The 20,282-nt window shown below is 70.8% G+C and carries 17 protein-coding genes; 14 read left to right on the forward strand and 3 right to left on the reverse strand.

What is annotated here, in order from left to right:
* Positions 1–256: sulfatase/phosphatase domain-containing protein (locus ITP53_RS41525; RefSeq protein ID WP_195900961.1), on the forward strand; the 256-nt coding region annotated here is incomplete at its 5' end.
* Between the two features lie 54 nt (positions 257–310).
* On the opposite strand, the gene ITP53_RS41530 is transcribed toward ITP53_RS41525, so the two are convergent.
* Positions 311–1,363: a DUF4185 domain-containing protein gene (locus ITP53_RS41530; RefSeq protein ID WP_195900962.1), complete on the reverse strand. Its 1,053-nt coding sequence runs from the start codon at positions 1,361–1,363 to the stop codon at positions 311–313.
* Between the two features lie 328 nt (positions 1,364–1,691).
* On the opposite strand from ITP53_RS41530, the gene ITP53_RS41535 reads away from it, so the two are divergent.
* From ITP53_RS41535 to ITP53_RS41570, 8 genes are all read left to right on the forward strand, one after another.
* Positions 1,692–7,157, forward strand: a complete 5,466-nt coding sequence (locus tag ITP53_RS41535; protein ID WP_195900963.1) for an ATP-binding protein — start codon at positions 1,692–1,694, stop codon at positions 7,155–7,157.
* A 196-nt stretch (positions 7,158–7,353) separates the two neighbouring features.
* The gene (locus tag ITP53_RS41540) at positions 7,354–8,478 is read left to right on the forward strand and encodes an epoxide hydrolase family protein (RefSeq protein ID WP_328817455.1); all 1,125 of its coding nucleotides are present in this window, start codon (positions 7,354–7,356) and stop codon (positions 8,476–8,478) included.
* A complete protein-coding gene (locus ITP53_RS41545; RefSeq protein WP_195900965.1) occupies positions 8,475–8,828 on the forward strand; it encodes a hypothetical protein in 354 nt (117 codons plus the stop codon). The genes ITP53_RS41540 and ITP53_RS41545 overlap by 4 nt, the downstream gene beginning before the upstream one ends.
* 26 nt (positions 8,829–8,854) lie before the next feature.
* Positions 8,855–10,090, forward strand: coding sequence for an MFS transporter (locus tag ITP53_RS41550; RefSeq protein WP_236051726.1), 1,236 nt, complete (start codon positions 8,855–8,857; stop codon positions 10,088–10,090).
* A 50-nt stretch (positions 10,091–10,140) separates the two neighbouring features.
* A complete protein-coding gene (locus ITP53_RS41555) occupies positions 10,141–10,989 on the forward strand; it encodes an aminoglycoside phosphotransferase/kinase family protein (protein WP_195900967.1) in 849 nt (282 codons plus the stop codon).
* Between the two features lie 99 nt (positions 10,990–11,088).
* Positions 11,089–12,033 carry an RNA polymerase sigma-70 factor gene (locus ITP53_RS41560; RefSeq protein ID WP_195900968.1) on the forward strand — a complete coding sequence of 315 codons (945 nt, stop codon included), beginning with the start codon at positions 11,089–11,091 and terminating at the stop codon, positions 12,031–12,033.
* A gap of 80 nt (positions 12,034–12,113) precedes the next feature.
* Positions 12,114–13,319 carry an NAD(P)/FAD-dependent oxidoreductase gene (locus tag ITP53_RS41565; protein WP_195900969.1) on the forward strand — a complete coding sequence of 402 codons (1,206 nt, stop codon included), beginning with the start codon at positions 12,114–12,116 and terminating at the stop codon, positions 13,317–13,319.
* 144 nt (positions 13,320–13,463) lie between these two features.
* Entirely contained in the window at positions 13,464–13,841 is a 378-nt protein-coding gene (locus tag ITP53_RS41570; RefSeq protein WP_236051727.1) for a winged helix-turn-helix transcriptional regulator, read from the forward strand.
* 12 nt (positions 13,842–13,853) lie between these two features.
* Here the strand turns inward: ITP53_RS41570 and ITP53_RS41575 are convergent, their stop codons facing one another.
* Complete coding sequence (locus tag ITP53_RS41575; protein WP_195900970.1) at positions 13,854–14,261, reverse strand: RidA family protein; 408 nt, start codon at positions 14,259–14,261, stop codon at positions 13,854–13,856.
* 219 nt (positions 14,262–14,480) lie between these two features.
* Between ITP53_RS41575 and ITP53_RS41580 the strand changes: the two genes are divergently transcribed.
* Positions 14,481–14,924 carry an Rrf2 family transcriptional regulator gene (locus ITP53_RS41580; protein WP_195900971.1) on the forward strand — a complete coding sequence of 148 codons (444 nt, stop codon included), beginning with the start codon at positions 14,481–14,483 and terminating at the stop codon, positions 14,922–14,924.
* 93 nt (positions 14,925–15,017) lie between these two features.
* Complete coding sequence (locus tag ITP53_RS41585) at positions 15,018–16,439, forward strand: MFS transporter (RefSeq protein WP_195900972.1); 1,422 nt, start codon at positions 15,018–15,020, stop codon at positions 16,437–16,439.
* Positions 16,440–16,450: 11 nt separating this feature from the next.
* Here the strand turns inward: ITP53_RS41585 and ITP53_RS41590 are convergent, their stop codons facing one another.
* A complete protein-coding gene (locus ITP53_RS41590) occupies positions 16,451–17,032 on the reverse strand; it encodes a TetR/AcrR family transcriptional regulator (RefSeq protein ID WP_195900973.1) in 582 nt (193 codons plus the stop codon).
* Positions 17,033–17,207: 175 nt separating this feature from the next.
* On the opposite strand from ITP53_RS41590, the gene ITP53_RS41595 reads away from it, so the two are divergent.
* The 3 genes from ITP53_RS41595 to ITP53_RS41605 all read left to right on the forward strand — a co-directional run.
* Positions 17,208–17,942, forward strand: a complete 735-nt coding sequence (locus ITP53_RS41595) for an SDR family oxidoreductase (RefSeq protein WP_195900974.1) — start codon at positions 17,208–17,210, stop codon at positions 17,940–17,942.
* A gap of 3 nt (positions 17,943–17,945) precedes the next feature.
* Complete coding sequence (locus tag ITP53_RS41600) at positions 17,946–19,532, forward strand: aminotransferase class I/II-fold pyridoxal phosphate-dependent enzyme (RefSeq protein ID WP_207757170.1); 1,587 nt, start codon at positions 17,946–17,948, stop codon at positions 19,530–19,532.
* A 54-nt stretch (positions 19,533–19,586) separates the two neighbouring features.
* A partial coding sequence (locus tag ITP53_RS41605; protein WP_195900975.1) for a phosphatidate cytidylyltransferase occupies positions 19,587–20,282 on the forward strand: 696 nt, incomplete at its 3' end.

A 20,282-nucleotide genomic window follows, 5' to 3' on the forward strand; every position in this document is an offset into this window, starting at 1 on the left:
CCGCTACAAGCTGATCGTCAACCCGGAGTCGGTCAACGAGCTGTACGACCTGCACACCGACCCGCACGAGCTGAGCAACCGCTACACCCACCCGGAGCTGGCCCCGGTCCGCCGCCGCCTCATGCGCAGGTTGTACGACCTGCTACGCGAACGCGGCGACAACTTCTACCACTGGATGACCCCGATGTACGACATCGGCGCCTCCGACTACGACCCCACCCTGAGCTCCTTCGAGAAGCAGAGCACCCCCGGATGAGCCCGCCTGCCCTGCCGGCACGGCCGGCAGGGCAGGGCATCACCTGAACCTGCTTCACCCGAAGCCGCGCACGCGGAACTGCATCACCCGGTACGGCCAGTTCGTCGTCGTGTTCCACTGGCTCACCGACAGGTGGAGCGAGTCCAGGGTCGAGCCGGGGATGATGTAGCCGCCGTACAACTGCGCCACGTGGGTGTCGTCCTCCGCCCCCCACGAGCCGCCCCACAGCAGCGTGCTCCTGCGTGCCGTGTAGAGGTTCGACGTGGGCCGGTCCATGATGATGCCGTCGATCCGGTAGTCGGCCGCGTTGAACCAGGTGAACACCCACTTGCCGCCCAGCGGCCGCAGGCACAGCTCCCCGAACCGGCCCTCCAGGATGGGCGTCGGCGGGTTACCCCAGGCCCAGGCCCCGTTGCGATGGCCCCACGGCTCGTACGCGTTCAGGTCCGTGATCCGGTCCTTGCGCACCCGGTGCATGATGATCGGCCTGCTGCGGGTGAAGGCGGTCGAATAGACGTAGACGTACCCGTCGTTGCCGAGCCCCCAGGTCAGCAGCTGGAACAGGCCACCGTGCAGGTCGGCGGGGAACTTGGCGCCGGTGTGCGTCCACGTCCTGCCCGAGTCGCCGGAGCGCCAGATCTCGGTCCACACCACGTTCCCGAGGCCCTTGTTCACCATCACGTGCAGGTACATGACGCCGTCGATTGTGATCACGTCCGAGGGCAGCACGGTTGAGAAGACCGGATTGTCGTGCTCGTACGCCCACAGCTGCTGCGCCGCCGCGCCGCCCACCGCGCCCGACCAGGTCACGCCGGCGTCCAGGTTGGTGGTATTCGACCAGAGCGCCACCGGCGAGCGCCACCACCCGCCCCCGACCCGGGGCTCCTCGAACGTGTCGCCGAACACGTACAGCGTCCGCCCGTCGGGTGTGCGCGCGGGGATGCCGAGGTCGGTCGCCTGCATGCGGAACCTGTCCGTCAGTCCGGGCCCGGTGAGATCCTTGATCTTGTTCACCTGCAGTGCGGCGCTGGCTTGCGCGGCGGTGCCGGTCAGCGTGGTCCCGAGCAGGGTCCCGGCGGCAGTCTTGAGGAACGTCGATCGTCGCATGTGCGGCTCCCTGGGCGAGAAATCGATTACTCGGCAAGTGTGCAACACCCGTCCCGATCACACCAGACCCCATCCGCAACCGGCGGTCTCGTCGCGGGACCAGGCGCGGCGTGGCTGGCGCGGCAAAGCGTGCCATTGTGCAGTTCGCGCATACCCTGGTCAGGCGCGGGCAGCCGACCGCTTTTGGTCGTTTTCCACAATTGGGGCAGCAAAGCGTGCGCTGTCTGCGACATGGCGCCGCCGGCCGGTAGACGGAATGCTGGCACAGTGCCGGGGGGCTGCCGTGTCGCGGCGCGTGCATCGTTGGTCAACAGGAGGGCTCGGTCGGGTGTTCAGTCGTGTCGCCATCGTCAACCGTGGTGAGGCCGCCATGCGGCTCATCCACGCCGTACGTGACATCGCCGCGGAGACGGGGACACGGATCGAGACCGTCGCCCTGCACACCGACGTCGACCGCGCCGCCAAGTTCGTGCGCGAGTCCGACGTCGCCTACGATCTCGGTCCCGCGTCCGCGCGCCCGTACCTCGATCTGAAGGTGCTGGAGCGCGCGCTGGTGGAGACCGGGGCCGACGCCGCGTGGGTCGGCTGGGGCTTCGTCGCGGAGGACCCGGCGTTCGCGGAGCTGTGCGAGAAGATCGGGGTCACCTTCGTCGGGCCGAGCGCGGAGGCCATGCGCAAGCTCGGCGACAAGATCGGCGCGAAGCTGATCGCCGAGGAGGTCGGCGTGCCGGTCGCGCCGTGGAGCCGCGGTGCGGTCGAGACCCTGGACGCCGCCCTGGCGGCGGCGGCCGAGGTCGGCTACCCGCTGATGCTGAAGGCGACCGCGGGCGGCGGCGGGCGCGGCATCCGCGTGATCACCGGCGAGGCCGAGCTCGCCGACGCCTACGAGCGCACCCGTCAGGAGGCCGCGCGGGCGTTCGGCAGCGGCGTCGTGTTCCTGGAGCGCCTGGTCACCGGCGCCCGGCACGTCGAGGTCCAGGTGATCGCCGACGGCGAGGGCACCGCGTGGGCGCTCGGCGTCCGCGACTGCTCGGTGCAGCGGCGCAACCAGAAGGTCATCGAGGAGTCGGCGTCACCGGTGCTCGGCCCCGCGCAGACGGCCGAGCTCAAGGCGTCGGCAGAACGGCTGGCAGTCGCGGTCGGTTACCGAGGCGCGGCGACCGTCGAGTTCCTCTACCACCCCGGCGACCGGCTGTTCGCGTTCCTCGAGGTCAACACCCGCCTGCAGGTCGAGCACCCGATCACCGAGTCCACCACCGGGTTCGACCTGGTCAAGGCGCAACTGCGGGTGGCATCAGGCGTGAGGCTCGAAGGCGAGCCGCCGGTGGAGCGCGGCCACGCCGTCGAGGCCCGGCTGAACGCCGAGGACCCCGACCGCGACTTCGCGCCCTCCCCGGGCCGCATCGCGCGGCTGGACCTGCCCGCCGGGCCGGGCATCCGCGTGGACACCGGTGTCAGCGAGGGCGACACCATCCCCGCCGACTTCGACTCGATGATCGCGAAGATCATCGCTTACGGCCGCGACCGCGACGAGGCGCTCGGGAGGCTGCGCCGGGCGATGGCGCAGACCACGGTCATCATCGAGGGCGGCGTGACGAACAAGAGCTTCGTGCTCGACCTGCTCGACCAGCCCGAGGTGATCGACGCCAGCGCGGACACCGGCTGGATCGACCGCGTCCGCGGCGAGGGCAGGCTCGTCTCACACCGGCACTCCGCCGTCGCGCTCGCGGCCGCCGCCATCGAGGCGTACGAGGAGGAGGAACGCGTCGAGCGGCAGCGGTTGCTGTCGACGGCGTTCGGCGGACGCCCGCAGGTGCAGCACGAGAGCGGCCGGCCGCTGGACCTCAAGCTGCGTGGCGCCGGCTACCGCGTACGCGTCGCGCGGGTCGGCGCGCACCGCTTCCGCGTCGGCGTCGAAGCGGGTGGCGACGCCCGCACCGCCGACGTCGAGCTCGACCGCTTCGACCGGCACACCGGGCAGATCATCGTCAACGGCACCCGGTACCGCCTGCTCACCGGCACGTACGGGCCGATCCACCTGGTCGAGGTGGACGGCGTGACGCACCGGGTCAGCCGCGACGAGGGCGGCGTCGTCCGCTCGCCCGCGCCCGCGCTGGTCGTCGCCACGCCGCTGAAGGCCGGCGCCGAGGTCGAGGCGGGCGCGCCGGTGCTGGTGCTGGAGAGCATGAAGATGGAGACGGTGCTGCGGGCGCCGTTCAAGGCGCGGCTGAAGGAATGCGTCGTCGCCGTCGGCAGCCAGGTGGAGACCGGCGCACCGCTGCTGCGGCTGGAGCCGCTCGCCGACGTCGACGCCGAAGCCGAGCACACCTCGGCCGCCGGGTTCGCCGAGCTGGACCTGCCCGCCGCGCCCGGGAGGATCCCGGCGCGGGCGCGCGCCACGCGCGGCCTGGAGGACCTGCGCAGCCTGCTGCTGGGCTTCGACGTCGACCCGCACGACGAACGCCGGGTGCTCGACGACTACCTCGCCGCGCGCCGGGCGGCCACCGAGGACGGTCACCGGCCGCTGGCCGGGGAGCTCGAACTCATCGACGTGTTCGCCGACCTCGCCGAGCTGAGTCGCAACCGGCCGGCGGGCGAGGACGGCGGCGGCGACAGCCACGTGCACAGCGCCCGCGAATACTTCCACACCTACCTGCAGAGCCTCGACGTCGAACGGGCCGGGCTGCCGGAGGCGTTCCAGGCCAACCTCGCCAAGGCGCTCGGACACTACGGCGCCACCGAGCTGGAGCCCTCCCCGGAGCTCGAAGCCGCGGTGTTCCGGATCTTCCTCGCCCAGCAGCGCTCGGCCGCCGACGCCACGGTCGTCGCGGCGTTGCTGCGCGCCTGGCTGCGGGAGCCGCCGCCGGACGAGGCCCTGCGCGAGCCCGCGGGTCTCGCGCTGGAGCGGCTGGTGGCCGCGACGCAGGTCCGCTTCCCCATGCTCTCCGACCTCGCGCGCGGCGTGGTGTTCGCCTGGTTCGGCCAGCCGCTGCTGCGCCGCAACCGCGCCCGCGTCTACGCCGATGTCCGCAAGCACCTGCGCCACTTGGACGCCCACCCGGACGCGCCCGACCGCGCCGAGCGCATCGCCGAGATGGTACGCAGCACCGAGCCACTGGTACGGCTGCTCGGCCAGCGGCTCATCCGCCACGACCTGGACAACGCGATCATGCTGGAGGTGCTGACCCGGCGCTACTACGGCAACAAGGGTCTCACCGGCGTCCGCACCAGCGAGGTCGCGGGCTGCACGTTCGTGGTCGCCGGGCGCGCGGGCTCGTGCGTGGCCTCCGCCGCGGTGAGCTTCGAGGCGCTGGGCGGCGCGCTGCGCGGGCTCGCGGAGCTGGCGAGCGGTGAGGAGGCCATCGACGCCGACATCTATCTCGCCTGGGAGAACCAGCCGGAGGACTCCGACGCGATGGCGGCCGCGCTGCACGAGGTCGTCGGCGCGCACCCGCTGCCGCACCAGGTCCGCAGAGTCACCACCACCGTCGCGGGCAGCGGCGGCGCGGTGATGCACCACCACTTCACCTTCCGCCCCTCGGCCACCGGGATGGCCGAGGAACGGCTGATCCGCGGCCTGCACCCGTACATCGCGGAGCGGATGCAGCTGGAGCGGCTGAGCAAGTTCGACCTCACCCGGCTGCCGTCGTCGGACGAGGAGGTCTACCTCTTCCAGTGCGTGGCGAGGGAGAACCCGTCGGACGACCGTCTCGTCGCGTTCGCCCAGGTGCGCGACCTGACCGAGCTGCGCGAGCAGGACGGCAGACTGGTCTCGCTGCCGACGGCCGAGGACACCATCGCCATCTGCCTCGACTCGATCCGCCGCGCGCAGTCGCGGCGGCCGTCGAAGAAGCGCTTCAACACCAACCGGATCGTGGTCTACGTCTGGCCGCCGAGCGGCCTCACCCGCGCGGAGCTGGAGATGATCGCCGGGCGGGTGCTGCCGACGACCGCGGGCGCCGGGCTGGAGGAGATCCTGTTCATCGCGCGGCAGCGCCACCCGAGGACCGGCGAGCTGGTCAAGATCACCGTACGCATCTCCTTCGACGCCACCGGCGGCACCGAGCTGACCATCGGCGAGCCTTCGCACGAGCTGGTCGAGCCGCTCGACGACTACCGGCAGAAGGTGCTGCGCGCGAGCAGCCGCAACACGGTCTACCCGTACGAGCTGACCGGCCTGCTCGGCGACTTCATCGAGCACGACCTCGATGACGATCACGCGCTGGTGCCGGTCGACCGGCCGAAGGGGCACAACACCGCGGCGATCGTCGCGGGCGTGGTCACCACGCGCACCCGGCGGCACCCGCAGGGCATCACCAGGGTCGTGCTGCTCGGCGACCCGACGAAGTCCCTTGGCGCGCTGTCGGAGCCGGAGTGCCGCCGCGTGATCGCGGCGCTGGACCTGGCCGAGCGGATGCGGGTGCCGCTGGAGTGGTACGCGCTGTCCGCCGGCGCCCGGATCTCCATGGAGTCCGGCACGGAGAACATGGACTGGGTGGCCGCGGCGCTCAAGCGGATCGTCGAGTTCACCCAGGACGGCGGCGAGATCAACATCGTGGTCGCGGGCATCAACGTCGGCGCGCAGCCGTACTGGAACGCCGAGGCGACGATGCTCATGCACACCAAGGGCATCCTGGTGATGACGCCGGACTCGGCGATGGTGCTCACCGGCAAGCAGTCGCTCGACTTCTCCGGCGGCGTTTCTGCCGAGGACAACTTCGGCATCGGCGGCTACGACCGGGTGATGGGGCCGAACGGGCAGGCGCACTACTGGGCGCCCAACCTGGCCGCCGCGCGGGACGTGATGATGTCGTACTACGACCACACGTACGTCGCCCCCGGCGAGGACGCGCCCCGGCGGGCGAAGACGACTGACCCCGTCGGCCGCGACATCTCCGACTTCCCGCACGCCGTGGAGGGCAGCGACTTCACCACCGTCGGCGAGATCTTCTCCGCCGAGGCCAACCCGGACCGCAAGAAGGCGTTCGACATCAGGACCGTGATGCGGGCGCTCTCCGACCAGGACCACCCGGTGCTGGAACGCTGGGCGGGCATGGCCGACGCGGAGACCGCGGTGGTGCAGGACGTGCATCTCGGCGGCATACCGGTGTGCCTGCTCGGCATCGAGTCACGGGCGGTGCCCCGGCGTGGCTTCCCGCCCACCGACGGCCCGGACACCTACACCGCGGGCACGCTCTTCCCGAGGTCGTCGAAGAAGGCCGCGCGGGCGATCAACGCGGCCAGCGGCAACCGGCCGCTGGTGGTGCTGGCGAACCTGTCGGGCTTCGACGGCTCGCCTGAGTCGATGCGGAAACTGCAACTGGAGTACGGCGCCGAGATCGGCCGGGCGATCGTGAACTTCCGGGGGCCCATCGTGTTCTGCGTGATCTCGCGATACCACGGCGGCGCGTTCGTGGTCTTCTCCAAGGCACTGAACCCGAACATGACCGTGCTCGCGCTGGAGGGCTCGTTCGCCTCGGTGCTCGGCGGCGCCCCCGCCGCCGCGGTGGTGTTCTCCGGCGACGTCAACGCCCGCACCGCCGCCGACCCGCGCGTACGCGACCTGGAGGCCCGCGCCGCGGCCGCCTCCGGCACCGACCGCGCCGCGTTGACCGCGGAGCTCGACGAGCTCGCCTCGTCGGTCCGCGCGGAGAAGCTCGGCGAGGTGGCCGCGGAGTTCGACCGCGTGCACAACATCCAGCGGGCGGTCGAGGTCGGCTCCGTCGACGCCGTCATCCGCGGCGCCGAACTGCGCCCGCGGATCATCGAGGCCATCGAGTCCCGCCTGCGCTGACCTCACCGCCACCGGAGTGGCCGCGTCGTCAGCCGTGGCCACCTGGTCGGCGCGGGAGAGGATCCGGCCGGCGCCGCGGCGCCGGCGGTCTCGGCGGGCGTGCGGTGACGTGTCCGGTGTCACCGGTTGAGTGTGTCGCCCCTACGCTCGGTTCGGTAGTCACTGGACAAGTGGACGAATAAAGCGGGCGCGCATGGTGAGCGGATCAGAAATCTCGGAGTTCCGGGTTCAGGTGCCGGACGGCGAACTGGCGGACCTGCGTGAGCGGCTCGACCGCACGCGATGGCCCGACCAGCTGCCGAATGAGGGGTGGCGAGGCGGCGCGCCGGTGGCTCGGGTGCGGGAGCTGGCCGAGCGCTGGCGCACCGTGTTCGACTGGCGTGCGCTGGAGGCGCGGCTGGGCGAAATCCCGCAGTTCACGACCGTGGTGGATGGGCAGACGATCCACTTCCTGTGGGTGCGCTCCGGTGTGCAGGGAGCGTTGCCGTTGCTGGCCACGCACGGCTGGCCGGGATCGTTCCTGGAGTTCGTCGACCTCGCCGTGTGCTTGTGCGGGCACGATGAGGCGTTCGACCTGGTGGTGCCGAGCATCCCGGGTTTCGGTTTCTCCCGCCCGCTGTCGGGGCCGGCCTGGAACGGCGAGCGGGTCGCCCACGCGTGGACCGTGCTGATGGCGCGGCTGGGCTACGAGCGCTACGGCGTACACGGCGGCGACCTCGGCGCGGGCATCTCGCGGCGGGTGGCCAGGCTCGCGCCACGGGAGGTCGTCGGCGTCCACGTCAACTATCTGCCGACGCCGCCGGGCACGCCGGAGGAGGGGCTGTCCCCGCAGGAAGACGCCCGGCTGGCCGCGTACGCGAAATGGTCCGCGGAGTTCGGCGCGTACGAGCACCTGCAGCGCACCCGCCCCCAGTCGCTGTCCTACGCGCTGAACGACTCGCCCACCGGCCTGCTGGCGTGGATCACCGAGCGCTTCCACGACTGGACCGACCCTCGCCGCCGCGACCGCATCGACGATGACGTACTGCTCGCCGACATCGCCCTCTACTGGCTGACCGGCACGGCCGGGACCGCCGCGCAGTTCTACCGCGAGAACGCCGCGGCGGGACCGATCTCGGGCCGCGGCGTGGTGCCGACCGGCGTCTCGTGCTTCCCCCACGAGATCGTGCTCCCGGTACGCGCGCTCGCCGAGCGGAGCGAGAACATCGTGTGGTGGCGCGAGCACGCCGAAGGCGGTCACTTCCCGGCCCTGGAGGTCCCGGAAACGCTGTGCGCCGACCTCCGCGACTTCTTCCGCCCGCTGCGCCGGCCCTCGGAGTGAGCAGGAACGAAACGGTCCATCGGACCACCAGGCTCACCGACGAGGAACTGGCCGAACGGGAGCCGGAGGCGGTGCTGGCCTACATGCAGTCGATCGCCGCCCTGTACAATCTGCGCACCCAGCAGGCGCTGAACGAACTGCAGACCATGCCGCGAGAGTGGCGGCGCGTGCTCGACCTCAGCTCCTTCCCGTTGCGGCTCACGCTGGAGGAGGGCAGGCGGCTGCGCGGAGAACTGAGCGAGGTCGTCTCACGTTACCGGCGTGACGAGCCGGGCGAAGCCGCGCCTGAGGGCGCGGTGCGGGTCTCGCTGATCACGCAGGTCCTGCCCGAGCTGCCCGAAGGCTCGTGATGGGGGCGCGCGGATCGTTACGCCCGATGGCCGGGGTGCTCGCCGCCATGGCGGTGTCGCTGACCGGGACACGGGTGTCGGCCATCGCGCTGCCCTGGTTCGTGCTGACGACCACCGGCAGCGCGGCCCAGATGGGTGTGGTGGCGTTCGCGGAGATGGCCCCGTACGTGCTGGTCAAGGTGCTGACCGGGCCGCTGGTCGATCGGGTGGGGCCGCGCCGGATCTCCTGGATCACCGACGTGATGAGCGCTTCTGCGGCCGTGGCCGTCATCGCGCTGCACGAGCTGGAACTGCTGCCGCTGGGCGCGCTGATCGCCCTGGTCGCGGTGATCGGCGCGGCACGCGGGCCAGGGGACCTCGCCAAGGAGATCATGGTCCCCGAGGCGGCCGAGCGCGGGCGGGTGCCGCTGGAGCGCGCCACCGGGCTGATGGGCGTGACCGAGCGGCTGGCCCAGACGGTGGGGCCCGCCGCGGGCGGCGCGCTGGTGGGGTTGCTCGGGTCGATGGCGAGCCTCGGCATCACTGCCGGATGCTTCGTGCTCGGCTCGCTGATCGTGGCTTGGGCGCTGCTGCGCGGCATGGGGCACCGAGCTCCCACGCAGGAGAAGACGGAGGGGTACTGGCAGCGGTTCGGGCAGGGGCTGGCGTTCCTGCGCGGCGAGCCGCTGCTGCTCGCCATGGCCGTCATGATCTGCGTCACGAACCTGCTCGACGCGGCTTTCGGCCAGGTGCTCGCGCCGGTGTGGGCCAAAGAGTCCGGCCACGGACCCGTCGTACTCGGGCTCAACAGCAGCGTGATGGGGCTCACCGCGGTCGGCGGCAGCCTGGTCGCGGCGGCGGTGGCGCACCGGATGCGGCGCAGGCCGGTGTTCTTCCTGGCCTTCCTGCTCGCCGGGGCGCCGCGCTTCCTCATCCTCGCGGTGGACGCTCCGCTGTGGGTCATACTCGGGGTGTTCGCGGTGAGCGGGTTCAGCGGCGGGTTCCTGAACCCGATCCTGGGAGCGATCTCGTACGAGCGGGTGCCGCGCCACCTCCTCGGCCGGGTGAACGCCCTGCAGGGCTCCCTTGCCTGGTCCGGGATCCCCCTGGGCGGACTGCTTGGCGGAATGGCGGTGGCGGCCGCGGGACTCGCGCCGGTGCTCCTGGCCTGCGGGATCGCCTACGCCCTCACCACGAACTTGACGGGACTACGGCCGGAATGGCGAGAGATGGACCGGCTGCGCGGCCAGGGCGCTCCCGCGCAGGGTCGCGTAAGATCGTGACTTCGCCCACACGACGGACCCACCCGTTGCTTCCTCGACCCCAGGGAAAAATGAACTCTTTCACGTACGTCGAATCATCCGAGCCCCATCCCGAGATCCCGCTCATCGGCGGTGACGTCACCGAGGGCGTTGTGCGGGTCGGCGACACCGTGCGCCGGCCGGTCGGCCCCAACGCCCCGTTCGTCCACGCGCTGCTGTGCCATCTGGAGGAGGTCGGATTCCCGGGCGCCCCGCGGTTCCTCGGCATCGACACGGCCGGGCGCGAGGTGCTGACCTTCGTTCCTGGCGAGGTCGCGGGGCGGCCGAGGCCGGCGTGGATCGCCGACGAGGACCGGCTGGCCTCCGTCGGGCGCCTCGTTCGCGACTACGATGACGCCGTCGCGGGTTTCGTCATGCCCCAAGGGGTACGGACCGGCTTCCCGATCTCGGAGCCGCCGGGCGTGCCGCCCGCGCCGCCTTACCCGGCTGAGGTGGCCGGGCACATGGACTACACGTCTGACAACATCGTGTTCCGGGACGGTAAGGCGGCCGCACTGATCGATTTCGACCTCGCCAAACCGGTCGCCAGGGTGGATGAGGTGATGAACGCGATGATGTACTGGGCGCCTCTGGATGACCCCGTCGACGCTGACCCGCCGTTGCGTGAGGTGGACGTGCCGCGCCGCTGCCGGATCCTCGCCGACGCCTACGAAATGTCGGACGTCGACCGCTCACGACTCGTCGAGGTAGCCGTTCTGCGGAGCCGGCGGTCGTGGTTCTTGATGAAGCAGAGAGCCGAGGAGCAGGGTGGCGGCTGGGCGAGGATGTGGGATGAGGGCGTCGGCGACCAGATCAAGCGGCGCGAGGCATGGCTGGAGCAAAACGGCGCGACCATTGACGCGGCGCTGAACGCACCGTGACCCCGGCACGGTGACGCCGCGCCGGGCCTCGCGCCGGGCCTCGCGCCGGGCCGGTCAGGGGGGTGGACGGGCTCTACGCGCATGGCCGACCATGGGGTGATGTCGCTCCGTTCGCACGAGGCCGATCTGTTCGAGAGCTCCAGGGGCCGCCTGGAGGCGATCGCCTACCGGCTGCTGGGGTCGGCCAGTGACGCCGAGGACGCGGTGCAGGATGCGTTTCTGCGGTGGCATGCGGCGGACCGCGAACGGATCGAGACGCCCGAGGCGTGGCTGACGAAGGTGCTCACCAATCTCTGCCTCAATCAGCTCACCTCTGCGCGGGCCAGGCGGGAAACCTATGTGGGGCAGTGGCTCCCTGAGCCGGTCCTGGCCGGGGATCGGATGCTCGGTCCCGCCGACACCGTCGAGCAGCGCGAGTCGGTCTCCATGGCGATGCTCACCCTCATGGAGCGGCTGCCGCCCAAGGAGCGGGTGGTGTACGTCCTGCGCGAGGCGTTCGGCTATCCGCACCGCGAGATCGCAGAGATCCTCGGCCTCACCGAGTCGAACTGCCAGCAGATCTACCGGCGTGCCAAGCAGCACGTCACCACCGACCGGTCCCGCACCGAGGTCGACGCGGCAGCCGCGGAGAAGATCGTCGAGGGATTCCTCGCCGCGGCACTCAGCGGCGACACCGAGCCCCTGATCCGGCTGCTCACCGGCGACGCGGTCAGCGTGGCCGACGGCGGTGGCCGGATTCCGGCCCGCAAGACCCCGATCATCGGTGCGCTCGGCATCGCGCGATTCCTGCGCGGTCTGTTCCAGCCGACCGATGCCAAGCGAGCCATCGCCGGTGGCAGTCCTGCCTTCCATGCCGTCGTCGTCAACGGCGGTCCTGCCGTGCTGGCCGAGGTCGGCGGGCGGGTGTTCGGCGTCTTCTGCCTCGACGTGACCCCCGACGGCGTCTCGACGATCCACATCCAGGTCAACCCCGACAAACTCGAACGCATCACGCGCCAGTGGTCGGCCGCTGGGCCCCATCGCCCCCTCGTGGAGAACTGGTGATCCACATCACAATCGTTTTCTGTCAGGGATCGTACGGCTGTCCGGTTCAGGAGGTGAGCGCAACCAGATAGGAGCGAGCCATGAAGCACCGCATTGTCGTTCTCGGCGCCGGGTACGCAGGAGCCAACGCCGCCGGTCGCCTCGCCAGGCGGCTGCACCGCGACGACTTCGAGATCACCCTGGTCAATGGCGACCCCGAGTTCGTCGAACGGGTGCGTATGCACCAACTCGCGAGCGGGCAGGATCTGCCGCATCGCCCGCTGCGCGACGTCTATGCGGGCACCGGCGTACGGGTCCGGCCGGCACGGGTCACCGCGGTAGACGTGGACCGCAAGACCGTCGATCTCACCAGCGCGCACGGCGCCGAGACCCTCGGCTATGACACCCTCGTGTACGCCCTCGGGAGCACCGTCGCCGACCAAGGCGTCCCCGGTGTCGCCGAGTACGCCTACGACGTCGCGGGGAAGCAGGCCGCACTGCGACTGCGGGCGCGCCTGAGCGAGTTGGCGCCGGGTGGGACCGTGCTGGTCGCGGGCGGCGGCCTGACCGGTATCGAAGCAGCCACCGAGATCGCCGAGGCACACCCGGACCTCGAGGTCTCGATTGCCGCCCGCGCCGGCGTCGGCGACTGGCTCAGCGACAAGGCCCGGCGCCACCTGCGCGGCGTCTTCGACCGGCTCGGCATCACGGTTCACGAGCATGCCGACATCACGCGCGTCGAAGCGAACGGCGTGGTCACCGGTGCGGCCGGGGAGATCCCGGCCCAGGTGACCGTGTGGACCGTGGGCTTCACCGTGCACCCGATCGCGGCCGCCACCACCCTGGAGGTGTCCGATACCGGGCGGATCGTCGTCGACGGCACCATGCGCTCGGTCTCGCACCCCGATGTGTACGCCGTCGGCGACGCCGGGATCGCCGAAGGAGCGGGCGGTCAACCGCTGCGGATGTCCTGCGCCTCGGGCATCCCAATGGCGTGGCTGGCCGCCGACTCCCTCGCCGCGCGCCTGACCGGTCGCGAGGTTCCCGAGACCACGATCGGCTACAGCGTCCAGTGCATCAGCCTCGGACGCCGCGATGGAATCATTCAGCGCGTGACCCCCGGCGATCAGGCCATGTCGACCGTCGTCAAGGGCCGGACCGCCGCCCGTATCAAGGAGTTGATCTGCGCGGGCGCGGCCTGGAGCATCTCCCACCCGACCGCGATGCTGCCGAGCCGCCGCCGCCACCTCGTGGCGACCGGCGAAGTGGCGACCGGCGAAGTGGAGACCCGGTTCGTCGCCCCGTGACGCGGCCGCCGCGTCCGAGTGGAAGCTCCACGTGACCCGGCCGGGCTTCGAACCCCAGATGTTCAGCCACTCTCTTGTGGTTACTCAGGAACTATAGGAGAGTGATCGCTGACATGGAAGGTTCTCGGTGACGGGGGACACCTGATGGTGAAGCAGTTCAAGGGCTCGCCCGAGGATGCGGACCTGACGCGCGCGGACTCTTTGGCGCGGGAGATCTTCTCGGACGTCGCCAACAAGTGGGCGTTCCTGATCATCGAGTTTCTCGGTGAACGCACGTTGCGCTTCAGCGAGTTGCGCAATGAGATCGAGGGCATCAGCCACAAGATGCTCACCCAGAACCTGCGCATGCTGGAGCGCAACGGCCTCGTCGAGCGGAACGTGTTTCCCACTGTGCCGCCGCGGGTCGAGTACACCCTCACCGAGCCTGGCCAGGGCCTGCGCGCGACGGTCGATGGAATGTGCGGCTGGACCCGCCAGTATCTCGGTCACATCGAGGCCTCCCGCCGCCGCTTCGGCGCCTGACGGGTCTCCTGTTCAGTCGAGGACCGCGGTGGCCTCGACCTCGACCAGATGGTCGGGTGCGTGCAGCGCGGCGACGCCCAGCAGCGTGCCCGGCGGGACCGGGGTGCCCCCCAGCTTCGCGGCCGCCCTGGCGACCCCCTCCAGGAACAGGGACATCTTGTCCGGGGTCCAGTCGACGACGTAGACGGTCAGTTTCACCACGTCGTCGAAGGAGCCGCCGACCTCGGCCAAGGCGGTGCCGATGTTGAGGTAGCACTGCTCGACCTGAGCGGCGAGGTCACCTTCGCCGACCGTGACCCCATCGGCGTCCCAGGCGACCTGCCCGGCGATGTGGACCAGCTTCGACCCAGTCGCGATGGATACCTGCCGGTACGCCCCAACTTCCGGCAATCCGCTGGGGTCTACCAGGGTGATGGCCATGCTGCCTGCCTCCATGTCATGAGAGCCCTTGCTCTCTTTTGGTTACTCGGGAACCCTAGGAGAGCTGCCACTGACATGGAAGAACGCACTTATCGGTGACTGGGGAACCTGATGGTGACCTAACAGTTCAGGGGCTCGCGACCGAGGTGCCGGATTGACGGGCGATCGAACTGCTACTAACTTCATTACAGTTCTGGTGGAGCACCCGAAAGGATCACAATGGGTCTCAGCAGCAGGACCGCGGTCGCTGTTCACGCGCTCACGATGCTGGCCCGCTGGGGTGAGCGCTCGCTGACATCGGGCGAGATCGCGGACAGCCTGGCGAGCAATCCGGTTCTCGTGCGGCGTATCCTCGGCAGCCTGCGGGACGCCGGTCTGGTGTGGTCCACCGAAGGGCGCGGTGGCGGCTGGTCCCTTGCCCGCGCTCCACGCGAGATCACGCTCTACGACGCCTACAGGGCCGTCGAAGAGGGCCCGATCCTGTCGCGGCACCCCCATACACCCAGCGCCGAGTGCGAGGTCGGGCGCAACATCCAGGCCCTGCTCGAGGTGGAGTTCCTGGACGCGGAACGCGCCATGGAAGAACGGCTCGGCCGCACGACCATCGCCCACCTGCACCAGCAGGTGCTGGCCATCGAGCGCGAACTCGCGCTACCTCGGTAACCGAACATCGGCGGAGGCGAGTCCTCCGCCGTTCTTTTCGCCCTAACTGTAACTACAACGGTGGCAGTAAATGCCGTGCGGAGGATGCGTCGAATGACACCCACGTCGACAACGACCGAACGAACGGGGGCGGCCCTGCTGGCGGTGCTCCTGCCGGCGATGCTCGCCACGGTGATCGCCAGCGACATGGTCAACCTCGTGCTCCCGTCGATCGGAGCGGAGTTCGGGGCTTCCGAGGCGGAGCTCGCGTGGGTGGTCACCGGCTTCCTGCTGATGTTCTCGGTCGGCATCCCCTTCTACGGTCGCATCTCCGACCGGGTGAGCATGCGGCGTCTCTTCGTCTTCGCCCTGGTGACCTATGCCGCCGGAAGCCTCATCTGCGCGCTCGCCCCGGATCTCCTCGTGCTCGTGCTCGGGCGGATGGTGATGGGCGTGGGCGCGGCGGCGATACCCGTGCTCTCGATCATCGCCGTCACCAGGTTGATGCCGGAGGACAAGCGGGGGATGGGCATCGGCGTCGTCTCCGCGGCCGCGGGTATCGGCACCGCCGCAGGTCCGGCGGTCGGCGGCGGGCTCGGCCAGCTCCTCGGCTGGCCCGCGCTGTTCTGGCTCATGCTCGCGGTCGCGTTGGTACTGCTTCCCGCGGTGTCGCGCGTACTGCCGGGGGAGGCTCCGGCGGGTGCGGAGCGGTTCGACCTTCCCGGCGGCATCCTCCTGGGCGTCGGCGCCGGGCTGGTTCTGTTCGGCATCACCCAGGCACAGGTCGCCGGCCTGGCCGTGCCTTCGTCCTGGATCAGCCTCGTGGTGGCGGTCGTGGCGATCGCGCTCTTCGGGTGGCGCACCGTCCGCGTCGCGCATCCGTTCGTCCCGCCTGCGCTGTTCGCCAACCGGGTCTACCGGGGGGCGGTCGTCGTCGCGTTCCTGGCCATGATCATCAATCTCGGGGGCCTGGTCTTCGTTCCGCTGCTGGTGGTCGACGTCAACGGTCTCACCCCGGGGGAGGGGGCCCTGGTCATGATCCCGGCCGGGCTCGCCGTCGCCGTCGTCTCGCCGTTGATCGGCCGCCTCGCCGACCGCATCGGCACCCGGCCCCTGGTGCTGACCGGCCTCGCGGCCGTCGGACTGTTCGCCCTGTTCCTCTCGGCCTTCACGGGAGGTACGTCGGTGATCCCTGCAGGGGCCGGGATTCTCGGGCTCAGCGTCGGGTTCATCCTCGTGATGACGCCGATCATCAGCGCCGCGGCGAGCGCGTTGCCGGCCGAGCAGGTCGGCGTCGGCCTCGGGATCCTCCAAGGAGCCCAGTTCCTCGGCGCCGGCACCGGCCCGGCCCTGGTCGGCGTGCTGGTGACCGCGAGGCGGCAAAGCGGCGGCGGCGCCGTCAATCCGCTGTACGCCGCCCAGGAAGGCGCCGCCTACTCCGACGCCTTCCTGGCCCTGGCCGTGGTCGTCGTCCCCGCGTTGATCGTCGCGTTCCAGATGCGTCCCGCGGCGGCCCGCGACGACAACGTTCACTAGGCCGGGTCAGGTCACGCCGGCTTCGGCGCCGCTCTCAGCCCGTCCAGGGTGAGGTCGAGGAGGCGTTCGGCCTGCTCTCGCTGCTCGGGTTTCGCCGAGGTGAGGGCGATGCCGGCAAGGGCGGCGAACATGTCGGCCGGGCGGATGTCGGAGCGGATCGTGCCGGCGGCGGTGCCGGCCTCCATGAGGGACGAGAGGGCGGCCTGGATCATTTCGTGGCTTTCGGCGTGCGGATTGGTACCCGAGGCGACGAGGGCCCGCAGGGCGTCGGCCATGCCGAGCTTGGCGGAGGCGTAGTCGATGAACCGGCGCGTCCATGCGCGCAGGGCCTCATCGGGCGGCAGCGTCGCCAGCAGGGCGGGAACGGCGTCGCACAGCCGGGCCACCTCGTTGCGGTAGGCGGCCTCGATGAGGACCTCCCGGGTGGGGAAGTTGCGGTAGAGCGTACCGGTTCCCACGCCTGCTTCCTTGGCGATGCGCTCGAAGTGCGCGTCCAGCCCCTCCTCGGTGAACACGCGCACCGCGGCCGCCAGGATCTTGTCCCGGTTGCGCTGCGCGTCGGCCCTCAGCGGACGTCCTGCGTCTCGGGCCATCAGCGGCTCTCTCCTCTCGCCATTTGCTAAGTGGAGGCGTCGCCACTTATGGTGGGACGAAGTGGCGGGCCCTCCACTTTCACTGTAGGGCATGGGTGTGCTCTGCCCCCAACCCACTTCACCGCACGGCATACACATGCCTGCCCTCACTCCTCCTTTGGAAGGACCCTCGAACATGTCAGGAATCGAAGGCAAGGTCGTGGCGATCACAGGCGCCGGCAGCGGCATCGGCGAGGCGACCGCGCTGCTGCTCGCCGGGCGCGGCGCGAAGGTCGTTCTGGGGGCACGCCGTCCTGAGCGCCTCGAGGCGCTGGCCACCCGCATCGAAGAGGCAGGCGGTCAGGCCGCCTGGGCTCGTACGGACGTGAAGCGGCGCGAGGACCTGGCCGGCCTCGTCAAGCTGGCCCGCGACCGGTACGACAAGCTCGACGTCCTCGTCAGCAACGCCGGGGTCGGCTTGATCTCCCACCTGGACGACCTCCGAGTCGAGGACTGGGAGGAGATGATAGACGTCAACCTCAAAGGCGTCCTGTACGGGATCGCCGCCGCCCTGCCCGTCTTCCGCGAGCAGGGCTTCGGACACTTCGTCAACACCGTGTCCACGGCGGGCCTGAGCGTCGTTCCTCTCATGTCGGTGTACGCAGGCACGAAGAACGCCGTCCGCACCATCTCCGAGGGCCTGCGCCAGGAGGCCGGCGACAGCCTGCGCGTAACCGTCGTCTCACCGGGCTTCGTCCGTACGGACTTCGCGGGGCCCATGGATCCGGTCGTGCAGGCCCAGATCCTCGACCAGATGGACAAGATCGGACTCTCGCCGGATGCGGTGGCCCGCACCATCGCCTTCGCCATCGAGCAGCCGGACGGTGTCGACGTGGGTGACATCGTCATCCGTCCGACAGCGCAGAATTAGACCATGCTGGAAATACGCCCAGGAACGGCGGCCGACCGCGAGTGGATCTATCGGCTACGGCACGAGGTCTACGCGCGCGAGCTCGGCCAGCACGCCCCCAACCAGGCCGAACGCCTGACCGACGCGCTCGACGGCGACAACGTCTACCTCGTCGCCGCCAACGGCGCCGAGCCCGCCGGGTTCGTCAGCGTGACGCCGCCCTGGGCAGGCCGCTACTCCATCGACAAATATCTCAGCCGCGACGGCGACCCCCTGCTCGGCCAGGACGGGCTGTTCGAGATCCGCATCCTGACCGTGGCGCCGCGCTGGCGGGGGAGCGCGGCGGCGGTGCTGCTCATGCACGCGGCGCTGCGCTGGGTGGCCGCGCACGGCGGCAGGACCGTCGTGGCCCTGGGGCGGGCCGAGATCCTCGGCATGTACGTGGCGGCCGGGCTGACCGGCTCAGGGACGCGGGTGCGGTCGGGCGCCGTCACCTTCGAGGTGTTGTCCGGGCAGGTGGATGACCTGGCCTCACGGGCGCTGCGCCTGCACGGGCCGCTGTTACGTGCGCTCGAGCCGAGGGTGCGGTGGAGTCTGGACATGCCGTTCCTGCCAGGCGGCGCGGACGGCTGCCAGCATGGGGGCGCGTCGATCGGGGCGCTGGGCAGCCGGTTCGACCTGGTGAAGGCGCATGGGGACGTGGTACCCGCCGATGTGCTCGACGCCTGGTTCTCGCCGGCGCCCGGCGTGGTCAAGGCGCTGGGGGATGACCGGGGGTGGCTGGCGCGTACCTCTCCTCCTGCCTACCCCGAGGGGCTCGTACAGGAGATCGCCGAACGCCGCGGCCTGCCCGAGCCGGCGATCGCGGCCGGGGCGGGCTCGTCGGACCTGATCTTCCGCGCGCTCCGCGGCTGGCTGGACGGCTCGTCGCGGGTGCTGCTGCTTGATCCGGCCTACGGCGAATACGCGCACGTCGTCGAGCGGGTGATCGGCTGCCGCGCCGACCGGTTCCCGCTGCGGCGGGCCGACGGATGGCGGCTCGACCCCGACCGGCTGCGTGACACCTTGCGCAAGCGCTATGACCTGGTGGTCGTCGTCAACCCCAACAACCCGACCGGCCTGCACACCGACGCGGGCGAACTGCGCCGGGTGATCGAGGACGCGCCGGGCCGTACGCGGTTCTGGGTCGACGAGGCGTACATCGAGTACGTGGCGGGCGGGCAGTCGCTGGAGGCGTACGCCGCCGCGTCCGACAACGTCGTGGTGTGCAAATCGATGTCCAAGATGTACGCCCTGTCGGGGTTACGGGTGGCCTATCTCGCCGGCCCAGATCGCCGCCGTCAACGCCCTGCGCGAGCCCGGCTACTACGCCTCGCGCTGGTCCGAGACCCGGACTCTGCGGGCCGACCTCGTGAAACGACTGGCCGCGATCGGCGGCGGCCTGAGCGTCCACGAGTCCGTCGCCAACTTCGCGCTGCTGACGCTGCCCCGGGGCGGTCCCGGCGCGGCCTGGCTGGTGGAGGCGTGCCGGCGGCGCGGGGTGTTCCTGCGCGACCTGTCGCCGATGTCGCCCGCCTTCGAGGGCAGGACCGTACGCGTTTCCGTACGTGACGCGGCGGCCAACGAACGCATCGCCTCCGCGGTGGCCGCCGCTGAGGACCGCGGGTGATCACGCCCGCTGCGGCGGTCCCGTACGTGGCGGCGGCGCTCGCCGTCGGCGGGGTGGCCGTCGCCCTGTCACGCAGGCGTGAGTACGTCCTGCGCTGGTGCGCCTGGGCGGTGGCCGTGCCCGTGGTGGTCGCCGCCCTGTACGCCGGTCCCGGCGGCGCCGCCGCCCTGGCCGTGGCAGCGGGGATCGTGTGCGCCCTGGAGTACGGCGCACTGCTGAAGTCGGCCGTGGCCGACCGCGTGGCGCTCGTGGCGGTGGTGACCGCGTCGCCGCTGGTGGCGTGGCTGGCGCCGGAGCACCTGGTGAAGGCACTGGTCGCCGGCGTGCTGGCGGTGGTCCTCGTTCCGCTGCTGGCCGGGGACGCGGAGGGCGGGCTGAGGCGGGCGTCGCTTGGCGTCTTTGGGATGGTGTGGTTCCTGCCGCTGGTGGGAGTGGTGCTGCTCGGGGATGCCGTGTTGGCGGTGTTCGTCGCGGTGTCGGTGGGCGATATCGCGGCCTCGTTCGCCGGGCGGTCGCTGGGCGGGCCTGCGCTGTCGCCGTTGTCCCCGGCCAAGCGGTGGATTGGGACGCTGGCCGGGGCCGCCGCCGGATTGGCGGCGCTCGCGGCGCTGGGGGCGCTCACGGTCCCGCTGGCGGTGGCCGTCGCGGTGGGCGCGCCGCTGGGCGATCTGCTGGAGTCGATGGTCAAGCGA

The sequence above is a fragment of the Nonomuraea cypriaca genome, from assembly GCF_015645445.1.
Classification (GTDB): domain Bacteria; phylum Actinomycetota; class Actinomycetes; order Streptosporangiales; family Streptosporangiaceae; genus Nonomuraea; species Nonomuraea cypriaca.